Here is a 15,684-nt window from a genome sequence, read left to right as displayed (position 1 = left end):
CATCAAGGATACTTGCTATTACCGTAGTTATAGCCTTCATCGAAGGCGCTCAGATTGAGCTTTTCCGTTCCCGGTGGAATGCTGGCCAGGATCGCTTTCTTCATGGACTCGTAACCAATGATACCCGTGACGGCGGTGATGAAGCCCAACATAACGATGTTGGCCACGATCTTTCGGCCCAGATTTTCGGCAATCCGAGTGGAAGGTATTTTGTACAACCTGGTGTTTTTGGGCGGCTGTTCAAGCTGAACCAGGTCTTCGTCGATCAGGATGCTCCCGTTCTCGGCCGTATTCGGACCGTAGGTATTCTTGGCGTCCTCGCTCATCAGCACCAGCACCTTAGGCTGTGCGACTCTGGGATAGTAAATGGCTTCGGTCGAAATGATGACATCCGCACTGCAAGAGCCTCCACGGGCTTCCGGTCCGTAACTTTGAGTGAACACCGCGTTGAGGCCCTCGTACAGAGCCGCGGCTTTCCCCAAAATGTTTCCGGCCAGGACGATGCCCTGCCCGCCAAACCCGGCCATGCGCAGTTCAAGCTTACCGTCGTTCTTCTCGGTCACGACTTCCTCGCTTTCTGCTGGACCAGATTTTCGTACTCTCGCCGGAACGTGGGCTTTTCCATGTCAACGAACTTTCCCACCACGATGCGCCTCCGCAGATCCAATTCCGCCTGTTGAGGCGGTATCCCATGCTGGATCACACTATTCTCGCGGTACAATTTCATGGTATCCAACCCCTGGCCCAACTTATTGCGACGGTTGTATCCGGTCGGGCATGGCGCAAGTACCTCGATAAATGTAAAACCCGGCTTCGCAAGGGCTTCGGAAATGCTGTCCACCAGAAAACGCACATGAAAAGTGGTCCAACGAGCCACATATACGGCGCCGGCCGCACCCGCCAATCCTACCAGGTTGAACGGATATTCGACGTTTCCATACGGTGTGGTGGACGTCCGAGATTCGAGCGGAGTGGTTGGAGCCGATTGACCGCCGGTCATGCCGTAATTGAAATTGTTCACACAGATGACTTTTACGTCGACGTTTCGCCGGGCCGCGTGGATAAGGTGATTGCCCCCAATGGCAAAGAGGTCCCCATCCCCGCTGAAAACCGTCACCGTGAGATCCGGCCTTGCCAGAGCCAACCCGGTGGCGAACGGAATCCCCCGTCCATGGGTCGTGTGATACGTATCAAGATTGAGATAACCGGCGGCGCGCCCCGAACATCCGATCCCTGATACTACTGGCGCCTTGTCAGGAGGAATCTCCCGCACCTTGAGCGCTTGGATAAACGCGTTCAGCACCACTCCGAGTCCGCACCCCGAACACCAGATGTGCGGAATTCGGCCGCGCTTCAGGTATTCGTCGTCCGGATGGACGCCATGCCTTTCCGTGTCCCGCGAGAGATGGCACGACGCTTCAAACGTCTCCAGGGCCGACATACGCCGAATCATCTGGAAAACTCCTCGATCACTTCAAGAATTGCAGTGGGCGTGTGCATGGTTCCCCCCATCATTCCTACCAGTACGGTCTGAGCGCGATCCCCCGCACATCGCTCCACTTCGTAGGCCATCTGCCCATAATTGATTTCCGGAACCACAAACGTTCGCACTGTTTTGGACAGCTCCCGGATCAGAGCGGTAGGAAAGGGCCAGAGCGTGATCAGTCGCAGTATGCCCACCTTGAGCCCTTTGGAACGAGCCCGCTGAACGGACTCCCGCGCGCTCCGGGCCACGCATCCGTATGCGACCACCACCGTCTCCGCGTCTTCAAGAAAATGGGACTCCAACCGGATAATATCCCGCGCATTCAGCCGGATCTTGTCCACCAGGCGCCTTACAAGGCGTTCCTGAGTGGGAGGAACGATGTGTGGATAGCCCATCTCGTCGTGCGTCAACCCGGTAACATGCACCCTGAATCCTTCTCCCGCACAGGCCATGGGAGGCACCAATCCATCTTCGGCCTGAAACGGGATGCAGGCCCACGGCTCTGTTGTAGGCTTACGCCTGGGAACCAATCGAATGTGGTCCGCGGGCGGGATCACTACCTTTTCAAACATATGGCCTACGATTTCATCGGACATGATGAATACGGGCTGCCGATACGTTTCCGAAAGATTAAAGGCTTCAATGGTGAGATCAAACATCTCTTGAGCGGATCCCGGCGCCAAGGCGATCACCCCGTAATCTCCATGGGAGCCCCATCGGCACTGCATCACATCCGCCTGCCCGACCAACGTGGGCAAACCCGTAGACGGTCCCGCCCGTTGGATGTTCACCACCACGCACGGCGTTTCCGTCATCATACCGAGTCCGATGTTCTCCATCATCAGAGAAAAGCCGGGGCCGGATGTAGACGTCATCGCCTTTACGCCGCCCCAGGACGCGCCCAGGAGAGCCGCCATGGAAGCGATTTCATCTTCCATCTGTATGAAGACGCCTCCAATCTCGGGGAGGCGGTTGGACATTCGCTCGGCCACCTCCGTGGCAGGAGTGATCGGGTATCCGGCAAAGAAACCGCAGCCCGCCGCCAGCGCCCCCTCGGCGCTGGCCTCGTCCCCATTCATGAAATGCTCGCCCGTGAGCACCGCCCGTTCATTCACGGACATAGTCTCTCCTCCGTGTCTTCATCAGCTCGTTGTATCGCATGATGTCTTCTTTGCTCAGCTCCTTGGAAAGCTTCAGCGTGCTGTAAATGGCGAACTCGGGACAGATGACCTGACACAAGTTGCAATTCACGCACTCGAGCTCCCGGCCGGGCAACGTCTCCGGAGGATGGTATCCCTTTACATTGAATATCTTGGATTCAAAGAGGACTTTATTGGGGCAGAATTCAATACAGAACCCGCAACCCTTGCAACGATCCGCAATGATGTGGAGTTCTCCGACTGGGACGGAATGATCTTTTGCGTCCAGTGGAAGTCGCCAAAATCGCATAGTATCACCTCATGAACGAGCGTGTGAGACTACCGGTTTGCAGATTGACCTGTCAAGTCCTTTGCCCCCGGCTACGGTTCAGGGGCAGGCAAAAACACGATTGACAATCCCGTCGGCCGTCGTTAGGGTCGTGTTTATGATCTCGTCACTAGTTGCCATCGTAGGACGTCCCAACGTAGGGAAGTCGACACTTTTTAACCGGTTGTGCCGGTCTCGAAAAGCCATTGTGGATCGCGCCCCCGGCGTGACCCGGGACCGAAACTATTCTCCGGCCCGTTGGAACGACCATGAATTTACCATCGTGGATACAGGAGGGTTTGAGCCGGTTTCCGAGGACGCCCTGTCCGTGCAGATGCGCGAACAGACGCTGCTGGCGGTCGAGGAAGCGGACGTCATTCTGTTTCTTGTGGATGCAAACGCCGGCCTTACCCACGACGACAGGGACATTTACCTCCGTCTTTCACGCTCCGAAAAACCGCTGATCGTGTGCGCCAATAAAGTCGACGGTCCGGAACACGAACGGTTGGCGGATGATTTTTTTGGCCTGGGAGCGGAGAGTATATTTCCGATCTCTTCCTCCCACGGATACGGCGTTTCTTCGTTGATGGATCATCTGGTCACGTTGCTTCCCGAGCGAACGCAAACCATCGAACAGGAAACCGCGGCTATTTCAGTGGCTGTTGTCGGTCGGCCCAACGTGGGAAAGTCTTCACTGATCAACTCCATTCTCGGCGAACCGCGCCTGCTGGTGACGGACATTCCGGGGACCACCAGAGACGCCATAGACACCATCGTGGAGAAAGACGGTCACCGATTCCTGTTCAAAGACACCGCCGGTATCCGGCGGAAATCTCGGGTGGGGCTTCGTCTGGAAAAATACAGCGTAATGAAGTCGCTGAAATCCATGGAGGAATGCCACATTGCACTCCTGCTGATCGACGCCACGGAAGGCGTGTCCGAGCAGGACGTGAGAATCTCCGGCTACGCCTACGAACGAGGCATGGCGGTCATCCTGTTGCTGAACAAATGGGACCTTCTTGAAAGCGAAGCGAAGGACCTGAACCGGCACAAGCAGGAACTAGAACGTAAGCTGAAATACCTTTCATACGCTCCGATATTGCCTATTTCCGCTCTTACGGGTAAAGGCCTGCACCGACTGTTCGATATCATCTTGGACTTATACCGGGAATATACCACCCGAGTGGCCACTCCGGAGTTGAACGATCTGATCCAATCGGCCGTATCGAAGCATTCGCCGCCCCGATTCCGAAACCGTCCGGTGAAATTCTATTACGCCACTCAGACCGGAATCCGCCCCCCCAGTTTCCTGATTTTCGCAAACGCTCCCGAAGGTGTTCATTTTTCGTACGAGCGTTTTCTGGCCAATCAGATCAAAGCCCGCTTCCATCTGGAAATGACGCCGGTGAGACTTGTTTTCAGAGCCCGGTCGGAACCTTCCCGACGCCGCAGACGAAAGCGCACATAGGCGCCACATGTCCGAGTACGGGAACGATTCTACGAACGAGGAACTCGAGCGAATCAACCGGCTGCAGAGGGAAGTGTTCGATGCGATGGTGGACGTATTCGAACCGCCGTATCCACCCGGTGTTCCGGAACGATTGAAACGCATCGTTGCCGCCGGCGCCATACAACCGGGGGAAACCGTGCTCGATGTGGGCAGCGGGCCGGGCACGTTGATTCCAATGATTCGGGCGCAAGGCCCCGGCAGGATCATTGCGTGTGACTTGTCGCAAAAGATGATGGAGCGAAACCGGACCCACAATCCGGACATTGAACCTCACCTGTCCGATGTGAGCACGCTGGATTTGCCGGATGGAATTCTGGATGTGGTGTATATCAACGCCTGCTTCTCCAACATCGCGGATAAGGCGTCGGCCCTCGATAACGTTCACAGGATGATGAATTCCGGGGGAAGACTGCTGATCAGCCACCCCATGGGACGCGCCTTTGTACTTGATTTGATCGAGCGAGCCCCGTTCCCCCTGGATCCCCTCCCGGGCAAGGAAGAAGCCGAAGGCCTGCTTGCCGGCCACGGATTTCAATTACTCTCCTATGTGGACGAGCCCCTTCTTTTTCTGGTGAGCGCCCTGCGGACTTCCGGCGCTGCGGAGCAGGGGACGGCATCGAACGATTGAAGGGGGATCGCCGGTTGCGGGATCGGTCAGGCCATCGGCCACGGATAGACGAGCCGTGCTTCCCGTTCCTGATTCCGCCTTGGTGATCGCCGCTTTCCGTAAGGCCGGCGCCTCATGCCCGGAACGGAATAAAGCGACCGTGCTTGATTCTTGCGTAAGGATCCACTATATATCTACTTTGGTCGGGTAGCACTTTCGCTCGCCTTGCGCCGGAGCCATTAAGTGCATACGACGGCGGACGGTCCGTATACGGCTCTCCGGCACGTGATTCACAAATAGCTTGCTTTTTGCTCAAATCTGGTCTATAAAAGGTGTGCATTTAAGTGGTCTAGCCGCCAGGAGAAAAGAAATAGGAGTTAGTATCTTTTAACAGAACAGGGGAGGAAGTAGAAATGAAGAAGCTTCTATTGTTAACCTTCTTAGTCGCCACGATGTGCTTATATGGCCCGGCGGCATGGAGTATTCAGGATTACCCGTTCAGCTTTTCGGATAGCGTTGGGGAAAATGCCTCGACCCAGTGTCCTTTCACCAACGGGTTCGATATTTCCCAGGTATCCGGAATCGCTAGCGAAGACAACGATGCGATCAACGTCACCATCGTGTTGGACGGCATCGTAGGGAATGGAAACGCAGACGCCGGCTCCACGATTCTGCCGCCGGCGGGTTGGTGTGTGGACAACGATCCGCAGCAGGATTGCGGTGAACCCCCGGCGGGTCCGGATCCATGCCAATACGATGATGCACCCGGAAACGGAGGCCCGACACAAGAGGCGTACACCATTAACATTTGTCAGCCGGGTGCGGCCGTTATTGGATGCAGCAACGGCGCCCTCGTCGAGATCATTTTCCAGCCGGCCAATACGAGTGGAAATAACGTATTTTCCAACACGGCGGGTGTCACCGTCACTCCGACCAACATCGACATGACCAACGCCGCCAACTGGATCCGTCAGTTTACTATAACCATCCACGGAGTTGCCGTCGCGGGTCTCGATTTCCGCAGCCAGTGGGGAATCCAGGTCAAAGCCGGTTCCGAAATTGACGGTCCCGGCGAGGATGAAGCGGGCACCATCGTGAGTCCGCCGTCTCCCCCGGCTTTGAGCTGTCAGAAGTCTTTCAACGCTTCCTCCGGTGAGCCCGGACAGGAAATCACGGCTACGGTAACGGCCACCAACAGCGGTGAGTCCGATACCATCATCAATATTGTCGATACCCTGGATGTGGGATTCTCCTATGTCGCCGGCTCTTCCAGCGCGGGCGAACCCACCGTAGCCGGTCAGACGCTGACATGGAGCGGATTGACGCTGGCCGCGGGCGGAAACAGGGTGATCACGTATAGAATTATCATAGACGCCCTCGAGGAAGGCCAAACGATCTGTAACAACGTGTTCGTAAACTCCGTCGACTTCCCCGGCGTGTCGGCAGGTCCGTGCCTGGCCTGCGTAACCCGGCCCATCGTGCAAGAACAGCCGGTGCCCGGTATGACGGATTTCACCATGGCTTTGACCGGAATTCTGATGATTCTGGCCACCCTGTACTTCATCCGTCGTCGCCACGCGCATAACAGCTAATCAAACGTAAATTACCGTAGCGCAAAAAAGGCGAATTTCGGTTCGCCTTTTTTGCGTTCGCCCACAGGCCTTTAACATGCCCACTGAAAAGCCGGATGCCTTCTCCAGAAGGTACTGGATTCCCAAATATATTCTCCTGTTCCTGCTGATCTTCTCGGTGCTCTATTACCTCTTCGTTACCAATTTTGATTCTCTCCTGCCTTACTTCGCTCTCTTGACCCACGCGGTGTATGCGGTGATGAGCGTCTTCTATCAGGGATTCTCGTGGGAGGGAAACATCCTGCGGCATCCCGGTTTCGCCTTTGAGATCACGCGCGGATGCGACGGGCTGACTTCGCTGATCCTCCTTGTTGCCGCTATTATCCCCTTTCCGGTGAGCATCGGACGCAAGATCCTAGGGCTGGCGATCGGCATACCGGTAATACTCGGGTTCAATTATTTGCGCATCCTGATCCTGGCCCTGACCAAACTGAATTTTCCGGACTCTTTTCAGACCATGCACGTGCAGATCTTGCAGCCGGCCATGGTCATCGTCACCTTTGCGGTTTTCGTTGCGTGGCTATTGATCTATGTCCGTCAGCCTAAGTAATCAGACACCCGTCGTCCGCTTTCTGGCGAGGTTCGTCCTCGGCATAGTGGTTTGCTTTGCGCTCTACCATTTTCTCTTTCCTTTGTACGCCTTGATCATTTTGGCTCCGGCCAAGAGTCTGGTGCTTATGACGAATGAGAATCTCCTTCAAATATCTACCCGCCCCGGAATCTCCTTTGCCGGCTTCCTGTTTAAGGGCGTCGAGAAAGTTCAGGCCATTCGTTACGACGCCTATTTCGTTTATATGAATCTGGTCATCACTCTCGCACTGATCGTAGCGACTCCCGACGTTGTGCTCTTGAGCAGAATCAAGAAATCCTTATGGGCTCTCCTGATCATGGTCGGCGTTCACTGCGCGGAATCATTTGTTGATCTCGCCTACGCCGGCATCTCTCTCTCTCCCGATCCCAAGCTGATCCCCTACTCCGATGCCACACGATCCCTTCTGTTTGAGGTCAACCGCTTTTACGCCCACATGGGTATGTTTATCGTTCCCTTTTTGATCTGGTTCTTGTTTTGCCAGAAGGAAATTCTAGGATTGGCTAAAGGCGTGGCCAAGGTCGGCCGATCCAAGTCCGTGGGGCGAAACGACCCCTGTCCTTGCGGCAGTGGCAAGAAATATAAACTGTGCTGCGGAGCATAGGGCCCCGCTCGACCTTGCTTCCATAATCCGAAGCGAACCCCAAACATCACACGCCTTCAGAGGCGAAACGCCCGGAGGGCCTTCGTCTAAAGGGAGGGAAGTCCATGAACAACAAGGTCCTACTGACCGTATGCTTCTTCTTTCTGCTATCCGGCATGGCTTGGGCCGTGCCTGACGGCGTTTACAAGGATGTCGCTCCTTCCGGTAATCCCGAGGATGTCAAGTACGCGCTTTACGTGCAGACCTACGAGTCTCAGGCCATCATAGCCGTACTTCTCGACAATTCCGGAGGTGCGCACAATGCGGGACAGCGGCTTTACGCCTTTCTAGGCTCCGAGTACACAGCCGGTCTCGATGAAGACGAAATCGGGGGCGCGGACGCCCATCTCACTTTGTCGCCGTTTTCAGGCGACACCACGGCGGAGGCTGTATTCACCGCCGGAGGCGTTATCGCCGCGTTCAGTATCTATCGGTGGACCGAAGCGCCGGACACGGTATTTACCGATTTGAACGGCATTTACAAGGACCAGCCGCCCATGGGAGCCACACCCCTGTTCAATCTCTATTTTCAGACCTACCACAATGTGACTCCCACGTCCGCCATCGCCATCGTGACGGACGATAGTGGCGCTTCGTTTTTCGCCTTTCTCGACTCCGACGTGGAAGACGGCTTCTCGGAATTCGACCTTTTGAAAGCCGAAGCTCATCTCGGGCTAACGTTTGCTCCGGTAAGCACGGACGTCCAGGCGATCGTAATGCCTTCTTCCATAGGGATTTCAGCCAAGGAAGGCAGCTTTGCTTTCACACCCCCGGGTGAGATACCAGTGACCGGAGACATCTACAAATATTTCCAGGCTCCGGCCATTGAAGTGGTTTTCTGACCAGGTATCTGAACGGATTTGCGGCAGGGTTCCGGATATTCACCGGACCCTGTCCACTTTAACCGCGCGTTCCATAGTCCTCGATGATCCCGACAGGATCGGCGCTCTGCCGGCCCACTCCGCGCCCGCACTTGAATCCCGGTTGTATCGGTGTTACTAGAGTCAGGGAAAGCCCGATTGCACATGCATCGACTCGTTATCGTCGAGTTAACTACGAACGGCGGCAAGGCCCCGTAATGCCGGTAAACCCTAAGTCCATATCGACAATCTCGAGGAACCCTCTTGACCTGTGCAACCGCTGCGGCACGTGCCTTGGCGTGTGCCCGGTCTATGACGAGCTTCGAACCGAACCTTTTTCTCCTCGCGGAAAGATAGAACTGGCAGCCAGAATTCAATCGAAGGAGTTCGAATTATCGCACCGGGCAGCGGAAATGGTTTCGATGTGTCTTCTTTGCGGCCGATGTGTGCAAGCCTGCCCGGCCGGCGTGCACGGCGCTCACCTCTACACGGACCTGAGACGAGCGTCCCTTCTCCATCGGGGAATGGACTGGCGTAAGGCCCTATTGTTCAAGATCATGGAGCATCCGTCTCTTATGCGCGGAGTGGCCCGATTCGCGAGGTTCGGCTCTGAAATGGCCGGCGGTATGCCTTCCTGGAAATCGGAAGGCCGCTCGGTTTCGCTACCGGCGTTCAGCCGAACGTTTTTTGGCGAACACAGCCCCGTTGTTACGCCGGCTATCGGGAAACGCCGCGGCCGGGTGGCTTACTTCTATGGATGCGCCACGCACTTCTTTTTCGGTGAAGTAGGAGAGGCCACGACAAGGGCTCTTACCGGCGCCGGAATGGAACTAGTGATTCCGCGCGAACAAATGTGTTGCGGCATGCCTATGATCACGGCGGGGGCCTACGATCAGGCTTTGCATAACATTCGGCGGAACGTGCGGCTGTTCAGTCGTCTGGACGTGGATGCCGTTATCGTCGACTGTCCCACGTGCGGTTCCGCCTTCAAGAAGGAGATTCCCTACCTGCTTGATCACCTGGGATTGCCTGTCGAGGAGGCCCGAATTCTCTCCGGGAAAACACGTGATATTCACGAGTTCCTATCCGACCACCCTATCCTGGCGCCTTCTTCCTCGACAAAAGCCTCGCACCGTCTGGTGGTAACCTATCATGACCCTTGCCATCTGGCCAAGGGGCAGGGAATACAGGAACAACCGAGGAAATTGATTCAGTCCATAGAAGGCCTTGAGTTCCGGGAGATGAGGAAGGCGGATGCATGCTGCGGAGGGGGAGGTTCCTTCCAGTTTGACGAACCTCAAATATCACAATCCATCACGGCGAAGAAGATCGCCTCGATTCTGGAAACGGAAGCGGACCTGGTGGCTACACCCTGCCCTTCGTGCCGTATGGCCCTGTCCAACTTCCCTGCCAACCGTCACATTCGAGTTGTCCATCCCTTAGAACTCGTTTGATCGAGCGGATTTCCAACCGACCTATCCCCGTGCGCATTTTGGGGCGGGAGTTGAATACTTAGCGCAAGGAACAAAAAACCCGAACCTCGAGGTTCGGGCCGTCATGGTCGTCCACAGATAGGCGTTACTCAGTTTGCCTCCAAGAATGCCACGGACACATTCTCGATAATCGTGCCTTTGGGCATCCTTGCCACGGCGATCCCGCTGGTGCGCGTCACCAGAATCAAGTTGAAACTGTAGCCATTCTTTCCCAGATCGTTCGAAACGGTGAGTCCGTCCGTATAGTCGGGATCGATGAATATGATGTTATCACAGCCGTCGGTCGTCGCCACGACAGCCGCTGACTTATTTTCGTATTTCTGCAGGTAGAAGCTGATCTTACCATTCGCCTCCCGCCATATTCCGTTTTCAGGCATATCGGCCTGCGGGCTCATGGGCATTATATCGAGGGTATAAATCCGGTTGGCGCTAAGCTCCAGAGTAAAAGGCTCCGTCGCTTTGAGGCGTGAGAAAGGATCTTCGATCATGAACGTCCGATCGGTATCGAAATAGCCGCAGAATGGAGCTTGGTCTTCATCAAGAAGCGAGAGGTTCCCCAGCTCGCTGCCGTTTTGTAGAATCGAAAAACCAACGTCGCACACAAAAAACCGCTCTGAAAGCAGTCTGAAGTGGACGTACAATTCGCCGCCTTCGGCCCAGGAATACATGAGCGCCACCTGGGTGAAATGCTCAACGGGATAGATTGCCGCATCCTCGGGAACGGGTGGAAATGCTGCGTGGGATGCAGGCGCGCTCAGAACCGCAAACAAAACGATCGTCAGGACTGCCAGCTTCTTCATACGCCAACCTCTGCCAGTAACAATCTCTGCCTGATCTTTCGACACTCTACCAATGTTGACCGATCATACAGATTTACGTCGTGTGAATCAACGGCTGATAGTGCCGCTGTTACCCGAAATTCCAGGCAGAGCCACTGTATTCTCATCCATCATAGGAACAACCTGGTATAAAGACAAATATCGAGTTTTTTCTGCCTTTTTTTCACTATCGGGCTCCGGCCCGGAACAGCCGGCGCCGAGGCGCGCCCGCGATGCGCGTTGTTCTTCTCCACATCGTCCAAATCCGACGTTTCGGAATTTCCGCCACCAAAAACTTTACCCAGACAGCGGATTTTTTGATAAACTAACGCCAAAATGATTCAGAAACATTATCGACCACATATAGGGATGGAACTGTGTTGAGCTAATTCTGTCTTTGTAAGGAGAACAAGATGGCTGTAATTACCATTAGTCGACAATTTGGAGCCGGTGGAAGGGACCTGGGAGAAAGACTGGCAAAAAGAATCGGATATCGCCTTGTGGACGAAGACATGCTGGAACAGGTGGCTTCCAAGGCGAAAGTCTCTCCGGAAGGGGTATTGTCTTTTGAGAAATCCGGCGGTTCAAAACTGATGAAATTCCTGGACAGCCTCATCAGCAAGAAGTTTATCGACCGGGTGCTTTCGGAAGAACGCGGCTACATCGACGCGGACCGCTACGTGGGCGTTGTCAGGGAAGTCATTCTGGAACTGCACAAACAAGGTGATGTGATCATTCTTGGAAGAGGCGGTCAGTATATCTTGCAGAACCAGCCGAATACGCTGCACGTTCTGCTCGTTGCCGACAGAAAACACAGAGAGCAGTTCCTGATAGAGAAATATAGGGTTACGGAAAGAGTGGCAGCACAGGCCATAGCCCGGGAAGATCGGCAGAGAACCCTTTTTCTGAACTGCTTTTCGACAGAAAACCACGATGCACCCCTGCTGTACGACCTGGTGATCAACACCGGTCGCCTGGGAATGAGCAAGACCGAAGAACTGATCGTCAAACTTCTGAACGTGTAACCGAAACTCACAAAAGGATCTTCCCATCTTCCATGCCCGGATTTACCGCCCAATACCCTGCTCCCGAAAATCGAGGCAAAACGGAGCTTAAAAGTGGCCTGAGAGTCACGTTCGTTGGGCTGTTCGTCAACCTGATATTGGCCGTCATCAAAGTATCGGTAGGGGTTCTTGCCCAAAGCCAAGCTCTGATAGCCGACGGTGTCCACACGATTTCAGATCTGTTGACCGACATCGTCACGATCGTAGGGCTCAAGTGGGGAAGAAGCCCTACCGATACCGGCCACCCCTTTGGTCACGGCCGCATAGAGACGTTTTTTTCTCTGATCATAGGGGTCGTGCTGACGGGAACCGGTCTCTACATTCTTGTAGCCGCCATTATAAGTGGGATTTCCGGCGTTAGAACCGTTCCCAGCATATATGCGGCCGGGGTGGCGTTCCTTTCCATTGTGACCAAGGAATGGCTTTACCGTTATACCATCGTCATTGGGAAACGCATCCAAAGTCCGGTAATCCACGGTAACGCATGGCACCATCGGTCGGACGCCTTATCTTCCATAGCCGTCGTGATCGGCGCGGGGGCAGGCCATTTGCACAAATCCCTGGCCTTTCTGGACCCCGTCGCCGCCGCGGTGGTCGCCATCATGATCGCTTACGTGGGTGCTTCCATCTGCTGGGACGCCGCCAAAGAAATTACGGACACGGCTCCCAACGATGAGATTATTTCGGTGATCCGAAGCTGCGCGCGGGAAAGTCAGGGCGTCAAAGACGTGCACGATATCAAAGCGAGGACCTCGGCCGGAAAAATCCAGATGGAGATCCACATTGAAGTGGATCCGAAGATCACCGTCGCCGGAGGACATTCCATAGCTAAAAGCGTCGAGGAATGTCTGCTTCGAGAAATCAAACAGATCGAGGCCGTGATCGTGCATGTGGATCCTCACAAACCCGACGGAAAGGAAGCCCCGCCCTATCCTCCGGAGCCTTCCAGGCGTTCCTGAACCGTACGACAAACGATCACTTTTCGTATCCATTCACGGCGTATGAGGAGAGATCTTCTGGAATCCGCCGACGTCGGTTAACAGACCAGCAACAGGATATGATAGGAAAGGAGCAAACCGTACAGCGTAACGACGCCCATCATCATGATGCGTGCAACCGGGTGGTATCTGTATAACACCAACAGGAAGACGCACAGAGCGGTCAGCATGTATTTCATGTAGAAAAAGTATTCGGGACCCATCCGAAGGAGCGAATCCATGAATGGATTCACCTCCACCGCGCCATTGGAAACATGGAGAATTGTGTACAGTCCGTCGGCTGTACATAAAAGCACGATAAGAATGGACACCAGGAACAGACGCAGGTCATACTGATCCACACAAGGTGTGCGACGGCGATCTTCCAGACGCCGCACCGTTCTACGCCGTCCTTTAAACGCCCAGGGCCCGAAGGGATTGGTGGGCTTCCTCCGACGATCTTTCAGGACCCGCCGCCCGTCAATCTCCTCGCAGATCGTTTCCCCGTGACCTGTTTCCACCTGTAACTCCAAATCGGCAGATTTCCATTTATTCATATCATAGGACGGCCGGCCTTGGAAACCCATTTCAGCCTTGCCGCTTTTCATGTACGAACTCCCCACACTCACGCACGCCCCTCCAAAACAGGTTATGGCGGCCGAGGCGGCCCTGCAGGCCCCTGCGTTTTCTCTGAGAAAGGAGTTGGGGGCGCGGCGCGTACGCATGCATCGAGCCTGAGACGTACAAGCGGTTTTCATTCGTGGATGGTTTAGGCTACTATGAAGCCGTTGACGCCGAAGCACTTGAAGACGGGAGGGGCGGCTATCGAACCGACTCGGGAATCAAGGAGGAGCCCGCATGGACGCCATGGACAAGATACGGAAATACAACATTCGCAGGGCGCTGCCGGATGCGAAGAAGACCGCCCTGCTGGTGATCGATATGCAAAAGAACTTCGCGTGGGCCGCGGGGGATATTGTACGCGCCGTACGCCGTATCGTCGACACTTGTCGTAAGCGTGAAATCCCCGTAATTTTTTCCCGTCACGGACACCAACATCCGGAACGGGACGGCGGCATGATCGAGCGCTGGTGGGGGCATCTGCTCGAGTATGGTTCCGATCCGTGGCGTTTTCTGGACGACATACAGCCCCGACCCGACGAAACCATCATAGAAAAGAACCGCTACAGCGCCTTTCACGGAACCGATTTGGACGGGCGGTTGCGCGCTTTAGGCATCGAAGACCTCGTCATTACCGGGGTCCTGACCAACTGTTGCTGCGAGACCACGGCCAGGGACGGTTTCATGCTCGATTACCGCATATTCTTCGTTGCCGACGCCACGGCCGCGGCCGATGAGGAACTGCACACAGCCAGCTTGATCAACCTGGCGTATGGCTTCGCCCATGTCATATCCTCGGAGGAACTCGAAAATCACCTTTCGGGGTCTCATCGTGAGCCGACTTCCCGATGACGAGGAACCCGACCCGATCAACCACATCCGCTTCTTCGAAGACTTTGAAATTCCTCAGTCTTTACGAAACAACAGCTTCGATTCGCGGCGGGTAAACACATGGAAATGGCCGGAGCCACGGAACCAACTCGAAAAATAGGTTCCTTGTCCGGTGAATTGACCGCCGCACAGGCGATTTAGAAAGATCGCGGGCGGGTTTTAAACCCGCCCCTACGTTTCACCGACGCACAGTGGAGGTGAAACGGCGGGCGAACGATGATTCGCCCCTACCGGGATCTCACTCTCATCGACACAGAGGGCCGCACACGCGGCATAGAAACAGATGGGCCGAGCCGGGGCTCGGCGTTCCCAGCCGACCGCCGCGCACGCGGTGGGGGGCGGTTCGCGAACCGCCCCTACGTGGGTTGACCGCCGCACGGGCGGTTTAGAAATCATAATGATCCGCCGTTCAGAAGATTTCCGGGTTGACCGCCACACACGCGGATTACAGAAACAGCCTCCCGACGACCTCGGAAGCCAGGCGCGCCCCTCCCCATACCGGAAGATGCAGGGTGTGTCTTGCGAGCTTTCCGGCCTCCGGAAAGGCGTCGGGGGAAGAACTCCCATAATCGGGCAACTCCGGCATGCTGTATTCGTACAGGGTTCCAAGTTGGATTCCCGCTCGGAGACCATGTAGTACCCATTCGTCCCGGTTCCTTACCCTCAGGACGAAGTGCGAATACGTGGCGCCGGGCATTTCCGGAGGAAGCCTCACACCGCTCCGCTTCGGAATATGCCTGAAGTAATACCCGGCCGAATCAACATAGTTTCGCGGCGCTCGGTCGAGCCGAGCCAGGTTCGCCACACCCACTCGGGCTTCGAGCCCGGACAGGGCCGTGAGATAATCCGGCGGCATATGGAGAACCGTTTCGTCCTCTTCCAGCAGCTTGGCCTCGAGCGCTCTCCAGCCGGACAGCCATCCCACAATGCCATGCAGCCGAGTGTATACCGCCGGTACGCTGGTCAAGAGATACACCAGCCGGCGTAGTGTTTTGATCCAGGTTGAGGGAACCGTGCGCGCGTATCT

16 protein-coding genes and 1 pseudogene are annotated in these 15,684 nt (G+C 55.4%); 10 read left to right on the top strand and 7 right to left on the bottom strand.

Annotation, left to right across the window (positions count from 1 at the left end):
* Positions 1-2 precede the first annotated feature (2 nt).
* The 4 genes from HY788_21000 to HY788_20985 are packed head-to-tail and all read right to left on the bottom strand — an operon-like array spanning position 3 to position 2,935.
* Positions 3-527, bottom strand: coding sequence for a 2-oxoacid:acceptor oxidoreductase family protein (locus tag HY788_21000; GenBank protein MBI4776621.1), 525 nt, complete (start codon positions 525-527; stop codon positions 3-5).
* Positions 528-559: 32 nt separating this feature from the next.
* Positions 560-1,441 (bottom strand): 2-oxoacid:ferredoxin oxidoreductase subunit beta, encoded by an 882-nt coding sequence (locus tag HY788_20995; protein MBI4776620.1) that lies wholly within the window; start codon positions 1,439-1,441, stop codon positions 560-562.
* Positions 1,442-1,449: 8 nt separating this feature from the next.
* Positions 1,450-2,565: a 2-oxoacid:acceptor oxidoreductase subunit alpha gene (locus HY788_20990; protein MBI4776619.1), complete on the bottom strand. Its 1,116-nt coding sequence runs from the start codon at positions 2,563-2,565 to the stop codon at positions 1,450-1,452.
* A 28-nt stretch (positions 2,566-2,593) separates the two neighbouring features.
* On the bottom strand, positions 2,594-2,935 hold the full coding sequence (locus HY788_20985; GenBank protein MBI4776618.1) for a ferredoxin family protein: 342 nt from the start codon (positions 2,933-2,935) through the stop codon (positions 2,594-2,596).
* A gap of 136 nt (positions 2,936-3,071) precedes the next feature.
* Between HY788_20985 and der the strand changes: the two genes are divergently transcribed.
* The 7 genes and pseudogenes from der to HY788_20950 all read left to right on the top strand — a co-directional run bounded on the left by der (position 3,072) and on the right by HY788_20950 (position 10,247).
* The gene (gene der / locus HY788_20980; protein ID MBI4776617.1) at positions 3,072-4,421 is read left to right on the top strand and encodes a ribosome biogenesis GTPase Der; all 1,350 of its coding nucleotides are present in this window, start codon (positions 3,072-3,074) and stop codon (positions 4,419-4,421) included.
* A gap of 7 nt (positions 4,422-4,428) precedes the next feature.
* On the top strand, positions 4,429-5,091 hold the full coding sequence (locus tag HY788_20975) for a methyltransferase domain-containing protein (protein MBI4776616.1): 663 nt from the start codon (positions 4,429-4,431) through the stop codon (positions 5,089-5,091).
* A gap of 392 nt (positions 5,092-5,483) precedes the next feature.
* Complete coding sequence (locus tag HY788_20970; GenBank protein ID MBI4776615.1) at positions 5,484-6,662, top strand: DUF11 domain-containing protein; 1,179 nt, start codon at positions 5,484-5,486, stop codon at positions 6,660-6,662.
* Positions 6,663-6,738: 76 nt separating this feature from the next.
* Entirely contained in the window at positions 6,739-7,251 is a 513-nt protein-coding gene (locus HY788_20965) for an archaeosortase/exosortase family protein (protein ID MBI4776614.1), read from the top strand.
* Positions 7,252-7,810: 559 nt separating this feature from the next.
* Positions 7,811-7,894: pseudogene (locus tag HY788_20960) on the top strand (SEC-C domain-containing protein).
* Positions 7,895-7,998: 104 nt separating this feature from the next.
* Positions 7,999-8,775 (top strand): hypothetical protein, encoded by a 777-nt coding sequence (locus tag HY788_20955; protein ID MBI4776613.1) that lies wholly within the window; start codon positions 7,999-8,001, stop codon positions 8,773-8,775.
* 236 nt (positions 8,776-9,011) lie between these two features.
* A complete protein-coding gene (locus tag HY788_20950; protein MBI4776612.1) occupies positions 9,012-10,247 on the top strand; it encodes a (Fe-S)-binding protein in 1,236 nt (411 codons plus the stop codon).
* Between the two features lie 128 nt (positions 10,248-10,375).
* Here HY788_20950 and HY788_20945 read toward each other — a convergent pair whose 3' ends face one another.
* The gene (locus HY788_20945; GenBank protein ID MBI4776611.1) at positions 10,376-11,086 is read right to left on the bottom strand and encodes a hypothetical protein; all 711 of its coding nucleotides are present in this window, start codon (positions 11,084-11,086) and stop codon (positions 10,376-10,378) included.
* 431 nt (positions 11,087-11,517) lie between these two features.
* Here HY788_20945 and HY788_20940 point away from each other — a divergent pair, with 431 nt between their 5' ends.
* Both HY788_20940 and HY788_20935 read left to right on the top strand, forming a co-directional pair.
* On the top strand, positions 11,518-12,129 hold the full coding sequence (locus HY788_20940) for a cytidylate kinase-like family protein (protein ID MBI4776610.1): 612 nt from the start codon (positions 11,518-11,520) through the stop codon (positions 12,127-12,129).
* 32 nt (positions 12,130-12,161) lie between these two features.
* Complete coding sequence (locus HY788_20935; protein ID MBI4776609.1) at positions 12,162-13,127, top strand: cation transporter; 966 nt, start codon at positions 12,162-12,164, stop codon at positions 13,125-13,127.
* A 77-nt stretch (positions 13,128-13,204) separates the two neighbouring features.
* On the opposite strand, the gene HY788_20930 is transcribed toward HY788_20935, so the two are convergent.
* A complete protein-coding gene (locus HY788_20930; protein ID MBI4776608.1) occupies positions 13,205-13,870 on the bottom strand; it encodes a hypothetical protein in 666 nt (221 codons plus the stop codon).
* A gap of 133 nt (positions 13,871-14,003) precedes the next feature.
* On the opposite strand from HY788_20930, the gene HY788_20925 reads away from it, so the two are divergent.
* Positions 14,004-14,618 (top strand): isochorismatase family protein, encoded by a 615-nt coding sequence (locus HY788_20925; protein ID MBI4776607.1) that lies wholly within the window; start codon positions 14,004-14,006, stop codon positions 14,616-14,618.
* Positions 14,619-15,102: 484 nt separating this feature from the next.
* Here the strand turns inward: HY788_20925 and HY788_20920 are convergent.
* Positions 15,103-15,684 (bottom strand): DegT/DnrJ/EryC1/StrS family aminotransferase (locus HY788_20920; GenBank protein MBI4776606.1); only part of this gene is annotated, 582 nt, incomplete at its 5' end.

Source organism: Deltaproteobacteria bacterium (genome assembly GCA_016208165.1).
Lineage (GTDB): Bacteria > Desulfobacterota > Desulfarculia > JACQYL01 > JACQYL01 > JACQYL01.
The sequence above is the reverse complement of the archived record's forward strand: the minus strand, read 5'-3'. Positions and strand labels throughout refer to the sequence as shown.